The following is a 17440-nucleotide window of genomic DNA, read 5'->3' as shown; positions in this document are numbered from 1 at the left end:
TCATTCTGAATTATTTCTTAACCGCATAACTGCGGCTAAACCCTGCTGGTTTTGCCTCAGATGAATCACCATGCAACGCTTAGGCATTAATAAGGGAAAGTATTTTGGCGAAGGCATTGATATCTCCCGCCTGCTGGATCAGATGGAACACATCGGTGAGGATTACGGCTGGAAGAGTGAGGTGTTTTTCAGAACTGCATCCTATCGGCTTGTGGCAATGACTCGCAGAGTCACGAACCCGCAAAAGCGAATTTATATTTCCACAGGCATCCATGGCGACGAACCAGCCGGTCCTCTTGCTGTTCTCCAACTGGTCCAGGAAAATCGTTGGCCTGATAATGTCGAAATCTGGCTTTGCCCCTGTCTCAACCCCACCGGATTTCCACTGAACAGCCGTGAGAATATTCATGGCTTGGATCTTAACCGGCAGTATCTCAACCCTGAAGCGGAAGAGACAGCTGCTCATATTGCATGGTTGGAAAAACAACCTGACTTCGATATTTGCCTCTGCCTCCATGAAGACTGGGAGTCTGAAGGATTTTATATCTATGAGTTGAATCCTGACAACCAGCCTTCGTTCGCAAAATCCATGATCAGCAGAGTGGAGGAGGTTTGTCCGATTGACATGTCACCCACGATCGAAGGTCGTCCCGCATCCAATGGAATCATAAGACCCAGCATGGATCCAAGATCCCGCCCGCAATGGCCGGAGTCATTCTATTTATTAACCTGCAAGACCAGGCACTCTTACACCGTTGAAGCGCCATCAGATTTCCAACTTATCACGCGCGTTGCCGCTCTCGTTGCTGCGGTACGCGCCGTGACCGATCCGATGACTACCTGATTGCGGGTTGGCTGATCAGGAAGTGTAAGCATCCATGCCGATGCAGGAGCAAACGAGGTTTCGGTCCCCGTAAACGTTGTCAATGCGGCCGACGAAAGGCCAGAACTTGTATTCGTGCAACCACTGGGCAGGATAGCAGGCCTGTTCCCGGGAATAAGGATGGTCCCAATTCTCGCTGGCCAGCATATCCGCAGTGTGGGGTGCGTTCTTAAGCAGGTTGTTCTGCTTGTCTACCATGCCGGATTCAATGGCCTGGATTTCGGCATGAATGCCGATCATTGCCTTGCAGAATCGATCCAACTCTTCCTTGGACTCACTTTCAGTTGGCTCGACCATCATGGTGCCGGGCACAGGCCAGGAAATCGTGGGCGCATGAAAACCATAATCCATCAACCGCTTCGCCACATCCTCCACCGTGACGCTCTTAAATTCACGCAAATCCAGGATGCATTCGTGCGCAACCAGATTGCCATGTCCCTTGTAAAGAACGGGGAAATAAGACTCGAGGCACTTTGCGATGTAATTGGCGTTGAGAATCGCAATCTTGGTCGCCTGAGTTAAACCTGCGGGACCCATGGCTGCGATATAAACCCAGGAGATAGGCAGAATGCTGGCACTGCCCCAAGGCGCTGCGGAAACGGCTCCGATGGGATTTTCACCGCCGAGCTTCACCACTGCATGCCCGGGTAGAAAAGGGACGAGATGTTCAGCCACCCCAATAGGTCCCATACCAGGACCACCGCCGCCGTGGGGAATGCAGAACGTTTTGTGCAAATTTAAATGGCATACATCTGCGCCCATATCGGCTGGCCGGCAAATGCCGACCTGCGCGTTCATATTCGCGCCGTCCATGTAAACCTGTCCGCCATTGGCATGCACGATCTGGCAGATTTCAAGAATGGTTTCTTCAAACACTCCGTGTGTGGAAGGATATGTAACCATCAATGCCGCCAAAGTTTCCTTATTTGCCTCGGCTTTGGCTTTGAGGTCGGCGACATCAATATTACCCTCCTGGTCACAGGCGACGGCAACAACTTTCATTCCGGCCATGACAGCGCTGGCGGGATTGGTTCCATGAGCGGATTGCGGAATCAGGCAAATATCACGATGCCCCTGTCCGCGATCCTGGTGATAGGCACGAATCACCAATAATCCGGCGTATTCACCTTGCGAGCCAGCGTTTGGTTGTAATGAAATTCCAGCAAAGCCGGTGATTTCAGCCAACCAATCTTCCAGTTGCTGGAACAGAATCTGGTATCCCTTCGTCTGGCGAACCGGGGCAAACGGATGGATGCGATTAAACTCCGGCCAGGACACCGGAAACATCTCAACGGTCGCATTGAGCTTCATCGTGCATGAACCCAGGGGGATCATGGATGTAGTCAAGGAGAGGTCTCGAGATTCCAGTCGGCGCAAGTATCGCAGCATTTCTGTTTCACTATGATAACGGTTGAAAACCGGATGCTGCAAATAAGCCGATGTCCGAGTGAGCGTGGCAGGATATTCGATGTTCACCTCAGCAGCCAACTCGGTGAGAGAAAACATTGGAGCTTTGCCGCCGTTAAAGAGATGGAAGAGATCAACCAAGTCTTTTTCCATCGTGGTTTCATCAAGTGAAATGCCGATGGAATGGGCATCAATGTATCGGAAATTCATCCGATGCGTTTCAGCAACCTTGGTAATTTCGGCCGCAGTCTTTTTGCCAAGATCAATTTGGATGGTATCAAAAAAGGAGGAGGTGCGCACCGTGTATCCAAGGCGTTCCAACCCCTTGGCCAGAATCTGCGTTAGGAACCGGAGACGTTGGGCAATTCGTTTCAAACCCTCCGGGCCGTGGTAAACTGCATAAAGAGATGCCATGTTCGCGAGCAAGGCCTGCGCCGTGCAAATATTGCTTGTGGCTTTTTCACGGCGGATGTGTTGCTCACGCGTTTGCAGGGAGAGGCGCAGGGCGGGCCGTCCCCGTGAATCCTTGGACACACCTACAATTCGTCCGGGCATTTGTCGCTTGTATGCGTCACGAGTGGCGAAATAGGCAGCATGAGGTCCGCCATAACCGAGGGGAACACCGAATCGTTGCGCGCTGCCAATGGCAATATCCGCCCCAAATTCACCAGGAGGCCGAAGCAAGGTCAAGCTCAGAAGGTCGGCAGCAACAACCGTCAGAGCCCCTGCCGCGTGCGCCTGCTTGAAGAATTCGGAATAGTTATGGATGTCCCCAAATGTTCCCGGATACTGCACGAGAACGCCGAACACCTTCTCATCCACCGGGAAGGTTCGATGATCTCCAATCACCACCTCCACACCCAGCGGCAGCGCGCGGGTTTTTACAATATCAATGGTTTGGGGATGACACTCGGAGGAGACGAAGAAAACGTTCCCGTCAGCCTTGATTGCATTACACATGTGCATCGCCTCGGCTGCCGCAGTGCCTTCGTCCAGTAGCGAGGCATTGGCAATATCCAGGCCGGTAAGATCCACGATCATGGTCTGAAAATTGAGCAAGGCTTCGAGCCGTCCCTGCGCAATCTCAGCTTGGTAGGGCGTATATTGAGTGTACCAACCAGGGTTCTCCAGGACGTTCCGCTGGATGACTGGTGGAGTAATGCAGTCGTGGTATCCCATTCCAATGAAGGAACGGAAGACCTGATTTTGCGAAGCAATCGCTTTTAATTCCGTGAGCACGTGATGCTCCCCGCGGGAGGCCGGCAAATGGAGTGATCGCTTAAGCTGAATCTGTTGGGGAACAACTGTATTGATCAGTTCGTCGAGTTCCTTAAAGCCAAGCGCGGCCAACATTTCACGTGTTTCATTGGAGCTTGGCCCGATATGCCGCGGAACAAATGAATCAGGCTCCAACAGCGAATGAGTGTTGGAGAGCACAGCCTTCGAGGATTGCTCGTTGCTGGATCGGCTTTGATGATCATGTTTAGCAGGTGTTTCGGTGACGAACATGGGAGCAAAATAAGGTTCGCCGATAACAAATCAAGAGGCATTTCTCTTAATTTAACAGAGAAGAAATCCTGATTTAAAGATTTTGGCGTTCATGCCTCGTTAACTTCAGCAAAATGCCATTTCGTGGACGAAGCGTAATCAGCGGCTCAGGCACAATGTCCTGTCCAGGAACCAATTCCAAATTGAACTGCTGAAGAATGGTGGTAATTAACAAGATTGCTTCCATCCTGGCAAAGGATTCACCAATACAAAAACGGGGACCGGCCCCGAACGGGAAATAGGCGAATTGTGGCCATTCCTTTTTGACCTCGGGATTAAATCGCTCCGGGTTGAACTGCTCCGGGTCCGGGAAATACCTTTCATTTCGATGGCAGACAAACTGCACCAAAATAACTTCGCTTCCCTCTGGAAGTGTCAGGCCGCTTGGCAGGTTATCTTCCTTTAAAACCCTTCTTGCCAGAATCCACGCTGGCGGAAAAATGCGGAACGCTTCTGCGAGCACCATTTCCGTATATTTAAAAGATGGGAGATCGGCCATTGTCGGCAATCTACGGCCCAATACAGTCTCAATTTCTTTTAAAACACGTGCCTGTATCTCTGGATGCCTGGCGAGCAAATAAAAGGTCCATGACAGGCCATTGGTGACAGTTTCATGACCGGCCATCAGGATAGTTACGGCTTCGTCCCTGATTTGCTGTTCGCTCATGGGCGATCCATCTTCATAGCGAGATGCCAGCAGGAGAGTCAGCAAATCATCCGGCGGGTTGGTGTCCCGTCGTCGCTTATTGATTAGATCGTGAATAAAACCATCGATGGTCTTCCTGGCCTGCTCGTACCGACGATGACTAGGCGTGCGAATGAATTTAGGCAGGGGCAGTCCTCTTTGAATGCGGGTAATCTCCACCTGTGCCGTGATGAAGGCATTTCCTATCTCCTGTGCTTCGGCGACGAGATCGATGCTAAAAAGGGCCTTGCCCACGATGGACAAGGTGAGCTGCATCAATTCCATGCCAATGTTAATTGTAGCATCTTCCTTCCAGTTCTTGATCCACCCGTGCGTGGTGTTGGTCATGATGTCGGCAAAGTTGGCAATGCTCTGCCGGTGAAACATCGGTTGCATCAACCGACGCTGGCGCGTATGCAAAGGCACTTCGCTCGTCACGAGACCTTCTCCAAAAAGTTCCTTGCCGATTCTAAGTCCGCCTGTCTTGTGGTAGTTTGTTGGATTGGAAACCAGGATGTATTTGATGTCAGCCGGATTGCTGACCATGTATGTGGGATAAATCAGGGGCAGCAATACTGTCTCGCCATGTTGCTGGTACAACTCAACCAGGTATCGTGTAAGATCGCGACGTACTTTGGGATAGTCCCGAAGCAACTGGAGTCGGGAAGGTCCGGGAACTTTAGCAGCATTCTTCATTTCGAATTCGGGCCAGCATTGCAGGTTTCATCAACTTCGCGCAACTCAGGATTGTTCAGAACAGTTTTATCTGCCAGTGCGATGTAATTCAAAGCCCACCACTGTTCAGGCTGTGCTGAAACCGTTTTCTGAAACTGGGCCAGCCAGGAATGCATGAGTTTTTCTGCCGATGGCTTTTCCATGGAGCTGGACAAGGCATCGGCTGCGGGAGTCAGAGTGATCTCAGCGCCGCGTTCCGTAAGTGTGTTTTGTGCGTAGAGAACAGGAACCCGATGCCGCAGAGCCATAACAGCAGGGCCAAGATCTGCAAGGATGGCAGCATTACCAAAAGGAAACCATTTCGTGTGCCTGGTTCGGACGGCGATGTCAAAATTGAGATAAAAGATCTGGTTGTTTCGAAATGATTCCTTTGCTGATGAATAAGCATCCTGTCCAACAAAAGCGAGCTTAATCCCCAACGCCTTACCGGCTCCTTCGTGAAGCATTCGGAAGTTGGCGCCACGAAGAGGATTGGGATTGATCACAGCGGTGACCGGGTAGCCGAGTGCGCACAGCAATGCCGGAGTGCAGTTCCAATGACCTGAATGTCCTTCTATAATCAAGACGCCTCTACCTTTCGATAAAGCCGCTTCCAAATGCTGTCCGCCCGAAAGCGAGGATCGTTGCCGAACATCCTCGGGCTTCATGCTTAGGAAAATGTGAGCCATCTCCGCCCTCACAAACGCGAGATATTTTAAGTGATCTTTTTCGAGCTGACGACGCTTCTGTGGAGTGTGTGCAGGGTCAGGAAAAAGCAGCGCGAAGTTTCTTCTTCTTTGATGGCGAATGGGAAAAGTGAGCAGGGGATTCACGAGCAGAGACACAGCAAAGGCTCGTGGCATTGCGAGTTTGCTTAAGAGCCGAAGTATCAGCAGATAGAGTCTGAAAAAAACTGACGCCACAGCTTGCGCAGTTGCGTCATCTGTACTCTTGGCGCGCTGGTCTGCCTGACTTCCCGTTTTCATCAATGAGTTTGGCTAACCACCGATGCATTGACAAAAATATCCTGGGCTGCCTGCACATTCGGTTTAGGGCGAAGCTGAGCGCAATCCCATGGCCACCATTGCTCCGGGCGAAGCTGCAGTTCACGTGCAATGAAATCGATGGTACTGGTTGTCACCGTCAAGGCATCAGGGATTGTATCTCCTGTTGGAGCAAATGCGTCTGGTCGGTGGATCGTTAGACAGTGGCCCCGATGAGGCAACCGGCGACAGGTCGCATAGAGGATCGTTGCATTATTCCGCAAAGCTAAAATCGCCGGACCAATGTTGGTGTTGAGTTCGGCGTTTCCGAAAGGCAGCCAGTAATTCAACTTCTCAACCACTGTGTAATCCATGAAGGTGGCGAAAATCCCGTTTCGCTTAAAGATCCGAGCAGCTTTGAAGGGCAATTGTTCCCCAACCAGTATTCTCTTCACGCCTCCGTGCTCGTAGAGTTTGGTCACTTTCTTTTCGAGGTAAGGACGGGGCATGGCGTTTCCTGTGATGGACAGATCATAACCTCTTGGCCCGAGCGCCGCAGGTATGCAACCGACGTTGCCAACATGATTGAGGAAGAGCATCACTCCCCGACCTTGATTCAAAGCGGCACGCAAATGGTCTTCGCCTTCCAGCCGAACGCGGTCGAGAAGCTCCTCGCGGTCCATGCTTCCGAAATGAATCGATTCAATGGCGGTGGTTCCAACATGTCTTTGGTGCTCTGCCCACAACCTTTTCCAGTCATGCGTGGAACGCCCCTCCATCCCTAAAACAAAGCGCATATTGGTCATGCTCCGACTGGCAGCACCCAGACGTTGAGCAACGCCTGCCGCCATGGAAAGCGAAAAGGCATGTTTATGTGGCAGACAGTTCAGACCGTTAAAAAAACTGGCGTCCAATGCCGTGGCCAATCCATCCATACAGGATCGCAGCAACCTCCTGGGGAGTGGGGGCTTCGTTTTAGTGGACGGATGCCCCAGGCGCTCCAGATGCCAGCGATGAATTAATCCTGGTTGGCTTTCAGGGCGAGGCATGTTGGGCTCCTTGATGTGCGCAGGTCAGCGCCACGGTCGAAGATGCCTCGTTTAAAATCAGGGTGGCCGCCCGGGCGATGGCGCCTTCGGTCCCCAGCATGGAAGGAATCTGGCGAAGCCTGTTTCGAATCATCTGGGCACGAGACTTATTCTCGAAAATATCCAGAGTCTCGGCAACCAGGCGTTTAACGCTAAAATCCTTCTGAATAAGTTCAGGAATGACTCTTTCACTCAGAAGGATATTCGGCATGGCGACATATTTCGTGCTCACAATCTGCCTTGCAACCAAATAGGTTAACGGAGTGACGCGATAACCAACCACCATTGGCACTCCGAGCAAGGCCGCTTCCAAGGTGGCGGTGCCGGATGAGAGCATGACTACATCGCAGCGACTCAGACAGGTATATACGTGGGAGGTGATAATTTTGACGTGCTCCGTCATTAATGCTTCACCGATCTGCCTCTGTAGTGCCGGTAGAAGATGAGGCGCGGCGAGCGGCAGAATAAATTGAACTTTGGGATGCCTTTCCTTGATCTGACGGGCAGCGGCCAGCATCGACGGTCCCAGTTCTTCCAGTTCCTGATATCGGCTGCCCGGCAGGATACCGATCGTTTGTAAGGTCGGATTCAAACCCGATTCTACAAAAATTCTGGCGTGATCCTTCTCGGGCTTGACCAAATCAAGCAGCGGATGTCCGCACCATTGAACGCGACCACCTTTGGCACGGTAAATGTCCACCTCTTCTGAAAACGCCGGGATGATCATCCTCGACTGTTTAGCCACCGATCGAGCTCGCCATTTACCCCAAAGCCAGACTTGCGGTGGGAAATAGTAGATGAAAGGGATCTGATGCCGGGTTAGCAGTTTGGCAACAGAACGGTTAAAATGTTCGCTATCGATTAGAACCGCCATATCCGGCCGTTCCTCCTGGATCATTTTGGCTATTTGATCGAGGGCATTTTTCAGAGGTCTGGTGAAGCGGAAGGATTCCTGGAAACCAACGTAACCAAGATGTGCCGTCTTTATCTTTATATCAACACCGGCACTTTCCATCTGTGTGCCGCCGCACCCATAAAGCCTGATGCTGCTGTTGAGGAGAAGCAATGTACGCGCAAGATGCGCAGCCTGCCGGTCTCCGGAGACTTCTCCAGAGCACATCAGTATTCGCAACGGACGCCCATCTGTAATGCGATTAACACCTTGAGCCGCCGTATAATTTAGAGTTGGCTTCAGATTCTAATTCCAAAATTTTCCCTTATCATTAGTACAAAATGAAACCGGTCAAGCTTATGTAGTATGCACTTGGGGGGGGATTGCCGACTTTTTCATGGCGAGGAAGCGCCCGAACCGCTAAAATGCCAATATGAATCGCAAAACACGCCCCATTTTACTGGCGGGAATTGCCATTGTTACGGCATGGCTACTGGCGTGGGGAGGATATACCATCGCTCAGAATTCCAAGATGACGGCGGAAAAGCTGAGGAAATATGTCAATTCCGTTGATTTTGCCAAACTTTCTGCCGCCGATCGGGCGAAGGCCTTACGGGAACTCGCAAACAAAATCAATGCGCTCTCGGCAGAGGAACGACGCCACTGGCGACTGGATCAGGATTGGAAAGACTGGTTCCAAGATATGACCGAGGATGAGAAAGCGCAGTTTATCGAGGCCACGCTGCCTTCGGGTTTCAAACAGATGCTTACCTCTTTCGAACAGCTCCCCGAAGCCAACCGTAGAAAGACCATCGATAATGTGTTGAAGAAGCTTAAAGAAGAGGGCCAGATGCCTGCCGGCCAAGGTGGTCAGAATGGGAGTAACTATGGCACGAACGGGGCACCTGTTTTGAGTCCTGAGTTGGAGCAGAAGGTTCGAGCGATAGGACTGAAAACTTTTTATGGCGAAAGTTCCGCGCAAACCAAGGCTGAACTCGCACCCGTCCTGGAGGAATTGCAGAATCAAATGAAGAATGGCCGCGCTTTCCGATGAAGCCGCTTTCCAACCCACGCAAACCAAGCTCCCTCGGGTCGGGTCGTTTGGCCTTCACCCTGGTTGAATTGTTGGTTGTATTAGCCATCATTGCAATTTTGGCGTCCTTGCTATTTCCCGCAATAGCGCGCACGAAGGAGAGCGGGCGTTCGGCGGGTTGCCTCAGCAACCTGCATCAACTGGGAATCGCCTTGCAGCTGTACGTGCAAGACAATGAAAATCACCTTCCCAAGATGTATGATTGGTCCACTAATTTGCTGTTAAACACCATCGGGCCTTCCATGGTGCAGGTGCTCTCTAATTACGCCAGCTCGGCGAATGTTTTCCGATGCCCTTCAGACAATCAAAAGCTATTTGAAATAACCGGCTCCAGTTATTCCTGGAACTTTCTCCTAAATGGCGAGGAAGCTGAACATTTGGAGGTTTTTACCAATGCCTACAATCCTCATCAAATACCGGTGTTTTTTGACAAAGATAAATTTCACATTATTCGAGGCCAGAGCAAGGCGGTAAATTACCTGTATGCTGATGGCCACATCAAGAACCTCCTCGAAGTTCAGGGAACGAAATGATTCGACTTACTGGCATCCGAAAAGTATTTGGCCGGCATGAGGCGGTGAAAAACCTCGACCTCGAGGTTCCCGCAGGCGAAATCTTCGGACTGCTCGGACATAATGGGGCTGGGAAGAGCACCGCCATTGGAATGATGTTGGGCCAGGTTTGGCCGACTGAAGGGGAAGTCCGGGTTTGCGGACATGATGTGACCAAACATCGCCAACTCGCACTTCAAAAGGTGGGTGCGATTTTTGAAACACCTGTTTTCTACGATTACCTGAGCGGCTGGCGAAACCTGGAAATCCTGACGCATTACACAGCGCCCACCTCCCCGAAGCGCATCCGTGAGGTAATAGAATGGGTAGGGCTGAGCGGACGCGAGAAATCGAAGGTCAAAACGTATTCCCATGGCATGCGGACTCGATTAGCGCTGGCGCAGGCGCTACTTCCCAAACCGGAATTGCTCATTTTGGATGAGCCAAGCGATGGGCTTGACCCGGAGGGCATTCATGAGATGCGCCTAACCATTCAACGGCTTCACAAAGAGATGGGATTGACGATCTTACTTTCGTCTCACCTGCTCAATGAAGTCGAACAGCTGTGTTCCCGCATAGCAGTGATGAACAAGGGGAAGAAAGTTTTTGAAGGAGCTTTGTCCTCAATCAGCCAAACGGAGACTTGGGTAAGACTGCGGGTGAACGATTTTGGTGCCGCCGTAACACTATTGCGCGCTGAAAAGCTGATTGTGAACCACAGGGATGACGGCTTGATCACCCTTTCGGAGCGGACTCAGACTGACCGCATTGTTCGTTGTCTGGTGCAGAACAATATCTCGGTATTTGAAATTAGTCCCCAGGAACAGACGCTTGAGGATTTTTATTTATCACTCATGAAATCAGGTGCATCGGGAAATCCAGGCACGGAGAAAGTGGCAATCACGCCTGCTTCAATTGATCGGCAATAAATCTTATGCTGCTCCTGCAACTGCGCAATGAACTGTGGAAGCTGTTTGGAAAAAAACGGACCTATATTGGTTTTGTTATTCTTTTACTTGCCCAGAATGGAATGCTGCTTTTCTTTAGATTTTCAAATTTTTCCAGGCACATCACCCGAATGCTGGAGGGCAACGGCTTTCTCGCCAAAGATTTTATTTCCTGCTTAACCGTTGGAATCGTCATGCTTTATCCACTAGCAATTCTACTCCTGCCACTTTACGTCACATTGATTGGAGGCGATCTGGTTGCCAAGGAATCCGAAGATGGAACCTTGCGGATGATTTTGTCACGGCCCATTTCCAGAATGCGTCTTCTGCTCGTGAAATGGATGGCCGGCGGTATATTTTCGCTTATCCTAGTTTTTACCTTGGGGGTGATGGCTCTTTTGTTTGCCGCCCCCTGGTTTCCGTGGGGAGGACTTTTTGTCTATGTGCCTGATCAAGCATTCAGCGTATTTGATCCTGGCTTGGGACTTCAACGCTATGCGCTGGCTCACCTTTTTCTTGCTATAAAAGCGTTCACCCTTATGGGGCTGGCGTTGATGTTCTCCTGCTTCAATATTAAACCGGCTGCCGCGACCATTCTCGCGCTGTCAGTCCTTTTCGCCAGCTTCGCGGCGCAAATGGTGCCTTTCATGAAGGAATATGAACACTGGCTCTTAACCGTTCAGCTCAGCAATGTTTGGTTTCCCATTCTTAGCTCGCCGATTCCGTGGTGGAAAATCGGGAGTGCTTTAAGCATTTTGATGGGCCTCAATCTCACATTTCTGGTGGTTGGATGCTCTGTTTTTCAACTCAGAGACATCAAATCGTAGCTTGCACGTAAACCATTGAAAGTTAGATGATTCCATGGTGACTATTGTGCGTATTTGGCATTGCGAAACGCACCTTCTATGGAATATTAGAAAACTGAGATTCAGGCCGGATTTACAGAACCAGCAACTGAGTGTTCCAGTCTCGCTGCAGAAGTGGTGACGACTTCTTAAGGGTTTAATCTCGTCTAGCTTTTTAGACCTGATATCTGCGTGGCATTTTGGCGTGCTGAAGGTGAAAAGTTGTATTTACCACCAAACAAATGTGATCCAATTTTCATCATCTCAAACAAGATGATTTAGAACACTTTAAGCGTCTAAAAAAGCTCAGATTATCATTGTGTTTGGACCCTTTTTTTAATAGTATTTTTGAACCAATTTGGGGTCGCACAAATGCGCCGTTAGTATCAATTTTTATGTCAAAAAAACCAGAAGTTTTGGAAGAAGAATTAGCCGTTGCGAAACCAGAGGCGGGTGATAGTTACGACGCCTCAAAAATCGACAAGCTTGAAGGTCTGGACGGTGTTCGCAAGCGCCCGGGCATGTATATCGGCCCCACGGACGAGAGAGGTCTGCATCACTGCGTTTTCGAGGTGATGGACAATTCCATTGACGAACATCTCGCCGGCTTTTGCTCCAAAATTGAAGTGACGATGCATGTGGATGGTTCGGTTTCCATCCGCGATAATGGGCGCGGCATTCCGGTCGATTCCCATGAAAAAACCAAAGGTATGCCAGCGGTTGAATTTGTGCTCACGCATCTTCATGCCGGCGGTAAATTCGGCCAAGGCGCGTACAAATATTCCGGCGGTCTTCACGGAGTGGGTGCGAAGTGTGTCAATGCCTTGTCTGACTGGTTCAAGGTGGAGGTTTCACGAGATAGCAAGGTCTACCACATGGCTTTTGAGCGGGGTAAGACGACCGAAACGCTCAAGGTGATTGGCAGTTCCAAAAACACTGGAACTTTGATTACTTTCAAGGCTGATCCTACTATTTTTACAATCACAACGGAATTCAAGTTCGAGATTCTGGCCAACCGTTTGCGAGAGTTGGCCTTTTTGAATCCGGGCCTCGTGATTCAACTCACCGATGAGCGAGCGGAATCAAAGAGCGAGAAGTTCTTTTTTGAAGATGGTGTTCGTGACTTTGTTGAACAGCTCGGCAAGAACAAGCAGGTCATTCATCCAAAACCGATTGTTCTGAATGGCAGGCGCCCGGTAAAATACAAGGGCAAGGACGGTAACGAGGTGGAAGCGGACATGATTTTGGATTGTGTTCTTCAGTATAATGACAGTTACTCCGACCAGATTCTTTGTTATACAAACGCGATTCCAAACCCTGATGGTGGCTCACACTCAACGGGTTTCCGTACCGCACTTACCAGGGCCATCAACCAATACGCAAAGGCAAACAATCTCATCAAAGAGAAGGATCCTTCGCTCACGGGTGATGATGTGCGGGAAGGTTTGGTTGCGGTGGTGGCCATCAAGCACCCGAATCCAAGTTTTGAATCACAGACCAAAGTAAAACTGGTTACTCCGGAAGCGGAAGGTATTGTATCCTCGATCACGTATGACGGTTTGATGGCTTATTTCGACGGCAATCCTTCTGCAGCCAAGAAGATCGTTGATAAAGGCCTTACCGCAGCCCGAGCCCGTGAAGCGGCCCGTAAAGCCCGTGAAACGGTGCGGAAGAGCGCCCTTACCGGTGGTGGTCTTCCTGGCAAGCTTGCTGATTGCTCCGATCGCGATCCAGCGAATACCGAAGTTTACATCGTCGAGGGTGATTCAGCAGGTGGTTCTGCCAAGCAAGGTCGTGACCGTAAATTTCAGGCAATTCTTCCCATTCGAGGCAAGCTGATTAACGTTGAAAAGGCACGCCTGGACAAGGTTCTCCAAAACACCGAAATCCGCACGATGATTACTGCCGTTGGCACGGGCATTGGCGATGGTGAAGGGGAAGGATCCTTCAATATCCAGAAGCTGCGTTATCATAAGATCATTATTATGACCGACGCCGATGTGGACGGCTCCCATATCCGGACACTTTTATTGACGTTTTTCTATCGGCAGATGCCGCAATTGATAAAGGGTGGTTTCATTTATATAGCTCAACCGCCATTGTACCAAATCAGCCGCAAGAAACGGGTGGAGTACGTGGAAGATGATGCTCAGTTGAATAAGATTCTGATTCAAATTGCCACTGACGAAGTGCGTTTGCGCAACATCACCGATGGCAAAGAGATGTCGCGAAGTCAACTTGCGGAAATTCTGGAGTTGCTGGAATCATTGGATAAATTTGCACGTGCCATCCGGCGTCACGGAGGCGACTTCAGTGATTACATTGAGCACCGTAATGGTCAAACGGGAGAACTGCCTCGTCACCTGGTCAAGGTTCGTTCCGGAAACGACGAAACAGTTCATTTTTTCCATACGGAAGAGGAACTTGCAAAGTTCAGCAGTGAGAATTCCGATCTACGGTTATTTGGCAACGAAGAGGAAAGCGACACCGAAATCCTGGAAAAGGAGAAGATCAAAAATGGTCCATCACGCCGCGCCCGCCATGTGGAGTTGCATGAGAGCAAGGCCATTGTGGAACTGTTGGGTAAATTAAGAAGCAAGGGCCTGGATATCGAACATTACTCCGCCCAGGACAAACCGTTGTTCGAATTGATTGAAGGCGAAGGAGAAAAGCAGACGGTTAAGCCATTATTCTCAATCGCCGAGATACTGGATAGCGTCCTCGAAGTGGGGCGCCGTGGCATCCAAATCAAGCGCTTCAAAGGTCTGGGTGAAATGAATGCAGCCCAGCTCTTCGAGACCACCATGGACCCTGCAAAGCGTAAGTTGCTGCGGGTGGATTTGGCTGACGCTGTGGAAGCTGAAGAGATGTTTTCCAAGCTCATGGGAGATGAAGTGGAGCCGCGTCGTCAATTCATTGAAGACAACGCTCTGAACGTTCGCAATCTCGACGTTTAACCAGTTGGACACTCCCTCGAGGTGTGTTCCTGACATTCCACGCTGAATTTAATTTATAAGATTGTTAATTTGTTATGCCTGATACCAAAGACGAGAACAGTTTACCGATAAGCAATACCCCGCTGTTCGCCGCCAACGAAAAAGTCGCAAAGATTAATGTTGCTGACGAGATCAAGAACTCATTTCTGGATTATTCGATGTCGGTGATCATTTCCCGCGCGCTGCCTGATGTGCGTGACGGGTTAAAACCTTCTCAGCGGCGGATTCTTTTCGCCATGCATGATCTTTCGCTCTATCCGAACCGGCAGCATCGTAAATGCGCGAAGATCTGCGGTGATACGAGCGGAAATTATCATCCACACGGCGAAGCAGTGATATATCCCACGTTGGTTCATATGGCCCAACCCTGGGCGATGCGCGAGCGTTTGATCGATGGGCAAGGGAACTTCGGTTCCATCGAAGGCGACCCGCCGGCCGCCATGCGTTATACAGAAGCCCGCATGACGCATTTGGGGGCGGCATTGATGGCTGACATGGAGAAGGACACGGTTGATTTTGTCCCTAACTACGATGAGACCAGCAAGGAGCCCACTGTCTTTCCAGCAGCCTTCCCGAATTTATTGGTTAATGGTGGCACCGGCATTGCCGTCGGCATGGCAACCAACATGGCCCCTCACAATCTTGGTGAGGTGATCGATGGTATTTGTGCTCAAATTGATGATCCCACCATCACAGTTCCGCAATTGATGAAGTACATCAAAGGCCCCGATTTTCCGACGGGCTGCATGGTTTGCGGTTTGGAAGGAATTAAAAAGTATTTTGCAACCGGCCGCGGACAGATCAAAATGCGCGGCAAGGTGGACGTGGAACAGCTCAAGAATGGACGTGAGCAGATTGTCATCAGTACCGTGCCATTCAACGTCAACCCGGCGCAACTGGAAGAACGCATCGCCGAGTTGGTGAACGAAAAGATCATTGGTGACATTTCCGCATTGCGCAATGAGTCTGATGAAAACACGCGCATTGTAATCGAGCTGAAGCGCGATGCTTCGCCGAAGGTGGTTATCAACAACCTCTATAACCACACCTCGCTGGAATCCAGCTTTGCAGTTAACGCTCTCGCGATTGATCACGGCCGGCCCAAGACACTCGGACTTAAAGACCTCATCAATGCGTACATCGAACATCGGCGTGAAGTGATCATGCGCCGCACCCGCTTCGAACTGCGCAAGGCAGAGGAGCGGGCCGAGACTTTGGAAGGTTATTTGATCGCGTTGTCGAATATGGATGAATTCATTCGAATCATCCGTAGTTCGGCAAATCGCGAGGAAGCCAGAATTAAATTGCTCGCTTTTGACTTCAACCGACAGCAGGTCGAACAAATTGGCATACTAATTCGGGACGAAGCGCGTTTGACCAATGGTCGGTATGCCTTTAGTGAGGCACAGGCAAATGCCATTCTGGATCTGCGCCTGTATCAACTCACCGGTTTGGAAATTGACAAGGTGAGAGCCGAATACACAGCATTAATCGAGAGGATCAAGGATCTTTTGGACATTTTGGCAAAAGAATCACGCGTCCTCGAGATCATCAAGGCTGAGTTGCGCGAGATTAAAGAAAAGTATGCCACTCCGCGCATGACGGACTTGGTTCCTGACGAGGGCGAGATGGCTCTTGAGGACCTGATCACCAATGAAGGCGTAATCATCACCATCACTCACGGCGGTTTGATTAAGAGAACGAACGTGAGTTCTTATCGCGCCCAACGGCGGGGCGGCAAGGGCGTTATCGGAATGGCCACCCGCGAGGGTTCCGCTGCCGATGGTGACAAGGACGATTTTATTGAGCATCTCTTTTCAGCAGGCACGCACGATTATTTAATGTTCTTCACGAACAGTGGGCGCGTCTTTGTTGAGCGAGTGCATGAGATTCCAGACATGGCTCGCGCTTCCAAAGGTCGTAGCATAGCAAATTTGCTGGAATTGAAAGCTGAGGAGAAAATTGCGGCTCTGATTCGCATTGTTTCCAAAAATGGTCCGAACAAGGAAGATCAGACGTGGACTCAATCGGGAGAACTGTTCTTTGCCACCCAGCAAGGCACGGTCAAGAAGACGTCTCTGGCCGATTTTGCTAACGTGCGCAAAGGTGGAATCATTGCGATCAGTATAGAACCTGGCGATACACTGATTGATGTGAAGCTGACCCGGGGAAGCAAGGTTGAGGCTGACGGCACGGTTAGTGATCCGGGGGAGGACGTTGTTCTTATCACGCGCGAAGGAATGAGTATTCGGTTTGCCGAATCGAATGTCCGTTCGATGGGGCGTAACGCCACCGGAGTGCGCGGAATAAACCTTGAAAAGACCGATGCCGTTGTGGCTCTGGCCGTGCTGGTTCCTGATGCCACATTGCTGGTGGCTGGGGAAAACGGGATTGGCAAACGCACGGATTTTGGAGAATACCGGGTTCAATCGCGTGGCGGAAAGGGCATCATCACCATGAAAACGAATGACAAGACTGGTGGTGTTGTAGGTGCGCTTACAGTTAGGGATAATGACGAAATCATGCTGATTACCGAAGCTGGTCAGATGGTGCGTATTTCTGTCAAAGACATTCGCGAGGCGGGCCGCAACACTCAAGGTGTTAAACTAATTAACCTTGAGGCAGGAGACAAATTGCAGGCTATCTCTCCGGTGATCAGCGAAGAGAAGGAAGAAGCTGAAACTGGCGATGCAATCGAACCTTTAAAGCAGGAGTGAGATAATCCTGGCTTGATATCAAAAGGCGACGCTCAGGCGTCGCCTTTATGCTTTCAGCAACTCAATTTAAAAAACAGGCCAAACTTAAGAT

General features: G+C 50.4%; 12 protein-coding genes. 7 read left to right on the top strand and 5 right to left on the bottom strand.

Annotation, left to right across the window (positions count from 1 at the left end; translation table 11 throughout):
- Positions 1–70 precede the first annotated feature (70 nt).
- The gene (locus CFLAV_RS11660) at positions 71–844 is read left to right on the top strand and encodes a M14 family metallopeptidase (protein ID WP_007414924.1); all 774 of its coding nucleotides are present in this window, start codon (positions 71–73) and stop codon (positions 842–844) included.
- A gap of 15 nt (positions 845–859) precedes the next feature.
- On the opposite strand, the gene gcvP is transcribed toward CFLAV_RS11660, so the two are convergent.
- The 5 genes from gcvP to lpxB all read right to left on the bottom strand — a co-directional run bounded on the left by gcvP (position 860) and on the right by lpxB (position 8440).
- Complete coding sequence (gene gcvP / locus CFLAV_RS11655) at positions 860–3799, bottom strand: aminomethyl-transferring glycine dehydrogenase (RefSeq protein ID WP_007414923.1); 2940 nt, start codon at positions 3797–3799, stop codon at positions 860–862.
- 73 nt (positions 3800–3872) lie between these two features.
- Positions 3873–5219 (bottom strand): cytochrome P450, encoded by a 1347-nt coding sequence (locus CFLAV_RS11650; RefSeq protein ID WP_007414922.1) that lies wholly within the window; start codon positions 5217–5219, stop codon positions 3873–3875.
- The gene (locus tag CFLAV_RS11645; RefSeq protein WP_007414921.1) at positions 5216–6223 is read right to left on the bottom strand and encodes a lysophospholipid acyltransferase family protein; all 1008 of its coding nucleotides are present in this window, start codon (positions 6221–6223) and stop codon (positions 5216–5218) included. Before CFLAV_RS11645 ends, CFLAV_RS11650 begins: the two co-directional genes overlap by 4 nt.
- On the bottom strand, positions 6223–7269 hold the full coding sequence (locus CFLAV_RS11640; RefSeq protein WP_007414920.1) for a lysophospholipid acyltransferase family protein: 1047 nt from the start codon (positions 7267–7269) through the stop codon (positions 6223–6225). The genes CFLAV_RS11645 and CFLAV_RS11640 overlap by 1 nt, the downstream gene beginning before the upstream one ends.
- The gene (gene lpxB / locus CFLAV_RS11635; protein ID WP_272941471.1) at positions 7256–8440 is read right to left on the bottom strand and encodes a lipid-A-disaccharide synthase; all 1185 of its coding nucleotides are present in this window, start codon (positions 8438–8440) and stop codon (positions 7256–7258) included. Before lpxB ends, CFLAV_RS11640 begins: the two co-directional genes overlap by 14 nt.
- Positions 8441–8633: 193 nt before the next feature.
- Here lpxB and CFLAV_RS11630 point away from each other — a divergent pair, with 193 nt between their 5' ends.
- From CFLAV_RS11630 to gyrA, 6 genes are all read left to right on the top strand, one after another.
- On the top strand, positions 8634–9254 hold the full coding sequence (locus tag CFLAV_RS11630; RefSeq protein WP_007414918.1) for a hypothetical protein: 621 nt from the start codon (positions 8634–8636) through the stop codon (positions 9252–9254).
- On the top strand, positions 9251–9826 hold the full coding sequence (locus CFLAV_RS11625) for a prepilin-type N-terminal cleavage/methylation domain-containing protein (RefSeq protein ID WP_007414917.1): 576 nt from the start codon (positions 9251–9253) through the stop codon (positions 9824–9826). Before CFLAV_RS11630 ends, CFLAV_RS11625 begins: the two co-directional genes overlap by 4 nt.
- The gene (locus tag CFLAV_RS11620; protein ID WP_007414916.1) at positions 9823–10773 is read left to right on the top strand and encodes an ABC transporter ATP-binding protein; all 951 of its coding nucleotides are present in this window, start codon (positions 9823–9825) and stop codon (positions 10771–10773) included. Before CFLAV_RS11625 ends, CFLAV_RS11620 begins: the two co-directional genes overlap by 4 nt.
- A 5-nt stretch (positions 10774–10778) precedes the next feature.
- The gene (locus tag CFLAV_RS11615; protein ID WP_007414915.1) at positions 10779–11618 is read left to right on the top strand and encodes an ABC transporter permease; all 840 of its coding nucleotides are present in this window, start codon (positions 10779–10781) and stop codon (positions 11616–11618) included.
- A gap of 413 nt (positions 11619–12031) precedes the next feature.
- The gene (gene gyrB, locus CFLAV_RS11610) at positions 12032–14593 is read left to right on the top strand and encodes a DNA topoisomerase (ATP-hydrolyzing) subunit B (RefSeq protein WP_007414914.1); all 2562 of its coding nucleotides are present in this window, start codon (positions 12032–12034) and stop codon (positions 14591–14593) included.
- A gap of 74 nt (positions 14594–14667) precedes the next feature.
- Complete coding sequence (gyrA, locus tag CFLAV_RS11605) at positions 14668–17349, top strand: DNA gyrase subunit A (RefSeq protein WP_007414913.1); 2682 nt, start codon at positions 14668–14670, stop codon at positions 17347–17349.
- Positions 17350–17440: the final 91 nt, after the last annotated feature.

Source organism: Pedosphaera parvula Ellin514 (assembly GCF_000172555.1).
In the GTDB taxonomy this organism is placed as follows: Bacteria; Verrucomicrobiota; Verrucomicrobiia; order Limisphaerales; family Pedosphaeraceae; genus Pedosphaera.
Note: the sequence above shows the minus strand (reverse complement) of the source record. Positions and strands in the feature narration are given on the sequence as shown.

Bases quoted from the DNA above. Each gene is read 5' to 3' on its own strand.
- CFLAV_RS11620 (WP_007414916.1), top strand. From the start codon at position 9,823: ATGATTCGACTTACTGGCATCCGAAAAGTATTTGGCCGGCATGAGGCG.
- CFLAV_RS11615 (WP_007414915.1), top strand. From the start codon at position 10,779: ATGCTGCTCCTGCAACTGCGCAATGAACTGTGGAAGCTGTTTGGAAAA.
- CFLAV_RS11650 (WP_007414922.1), bottom strand. From the start codon at position 5,219: ATGAAGAATGCTGCTAAAGTTCCCGGACCTTCCCGACTCCAGTTGCTT.
- CFLAV_RS11630 (WP_007414918.1), top strand. From the start codon at position 8,634: ATGAATCGCAAAACACGCCCCATTTTACTGGCGGGAATTGCCATTGTT.
- gyrB (WP_007414914.1), top strand. From the start codon at position 12,032: ATGTCAAAAAAACCAGAAGTTTTGGAAGAAGAATTAGCCGTTGCGAAA.
- gcvP (WP_007414923.1), bottom strand. From the start codon at position 3,799: ATGTTCGTCACCGAAACACCTGCTAAACATGATCATCAAAGCCGATCC.
- CFLAV_RS11625 (WP_007414917.1), top strand. From the start codon at position 9,251: ATGAAGCCGCTTTCCAACCCACGCAAACCAAGCTCCCTCGGGTCGGGT.
- CFLAV_RS11660 (WP_007414924.1), top strand. From the start codon at position 71: ATGCAACGCTTAGGCATTAATAAGGGAAAGTATTTTGGCGAAGGCATT.
- CFLAV_RS11645 (WP_007414921.1), bottom strand. From the start codon at position 6,223: ATGAAAACGGGAAGTCAGGCAGACCAGCGCGCCAAGAGTACAGATGAC.
- gyrA (WP_007414913.1), top strand. From the start codon at position 14,668: ATGCCTGATACCAAAGACGAGAACAGTTTACCGATAAGCAATACCCCG.
- CFLAV_RS11640 (WP_007414920.1), bottom strand. From the start codon at position 7,269: ATGCCTCGCCCTGAAAGCCAACCAGGATTAATTCATCGCTGGCATCTG.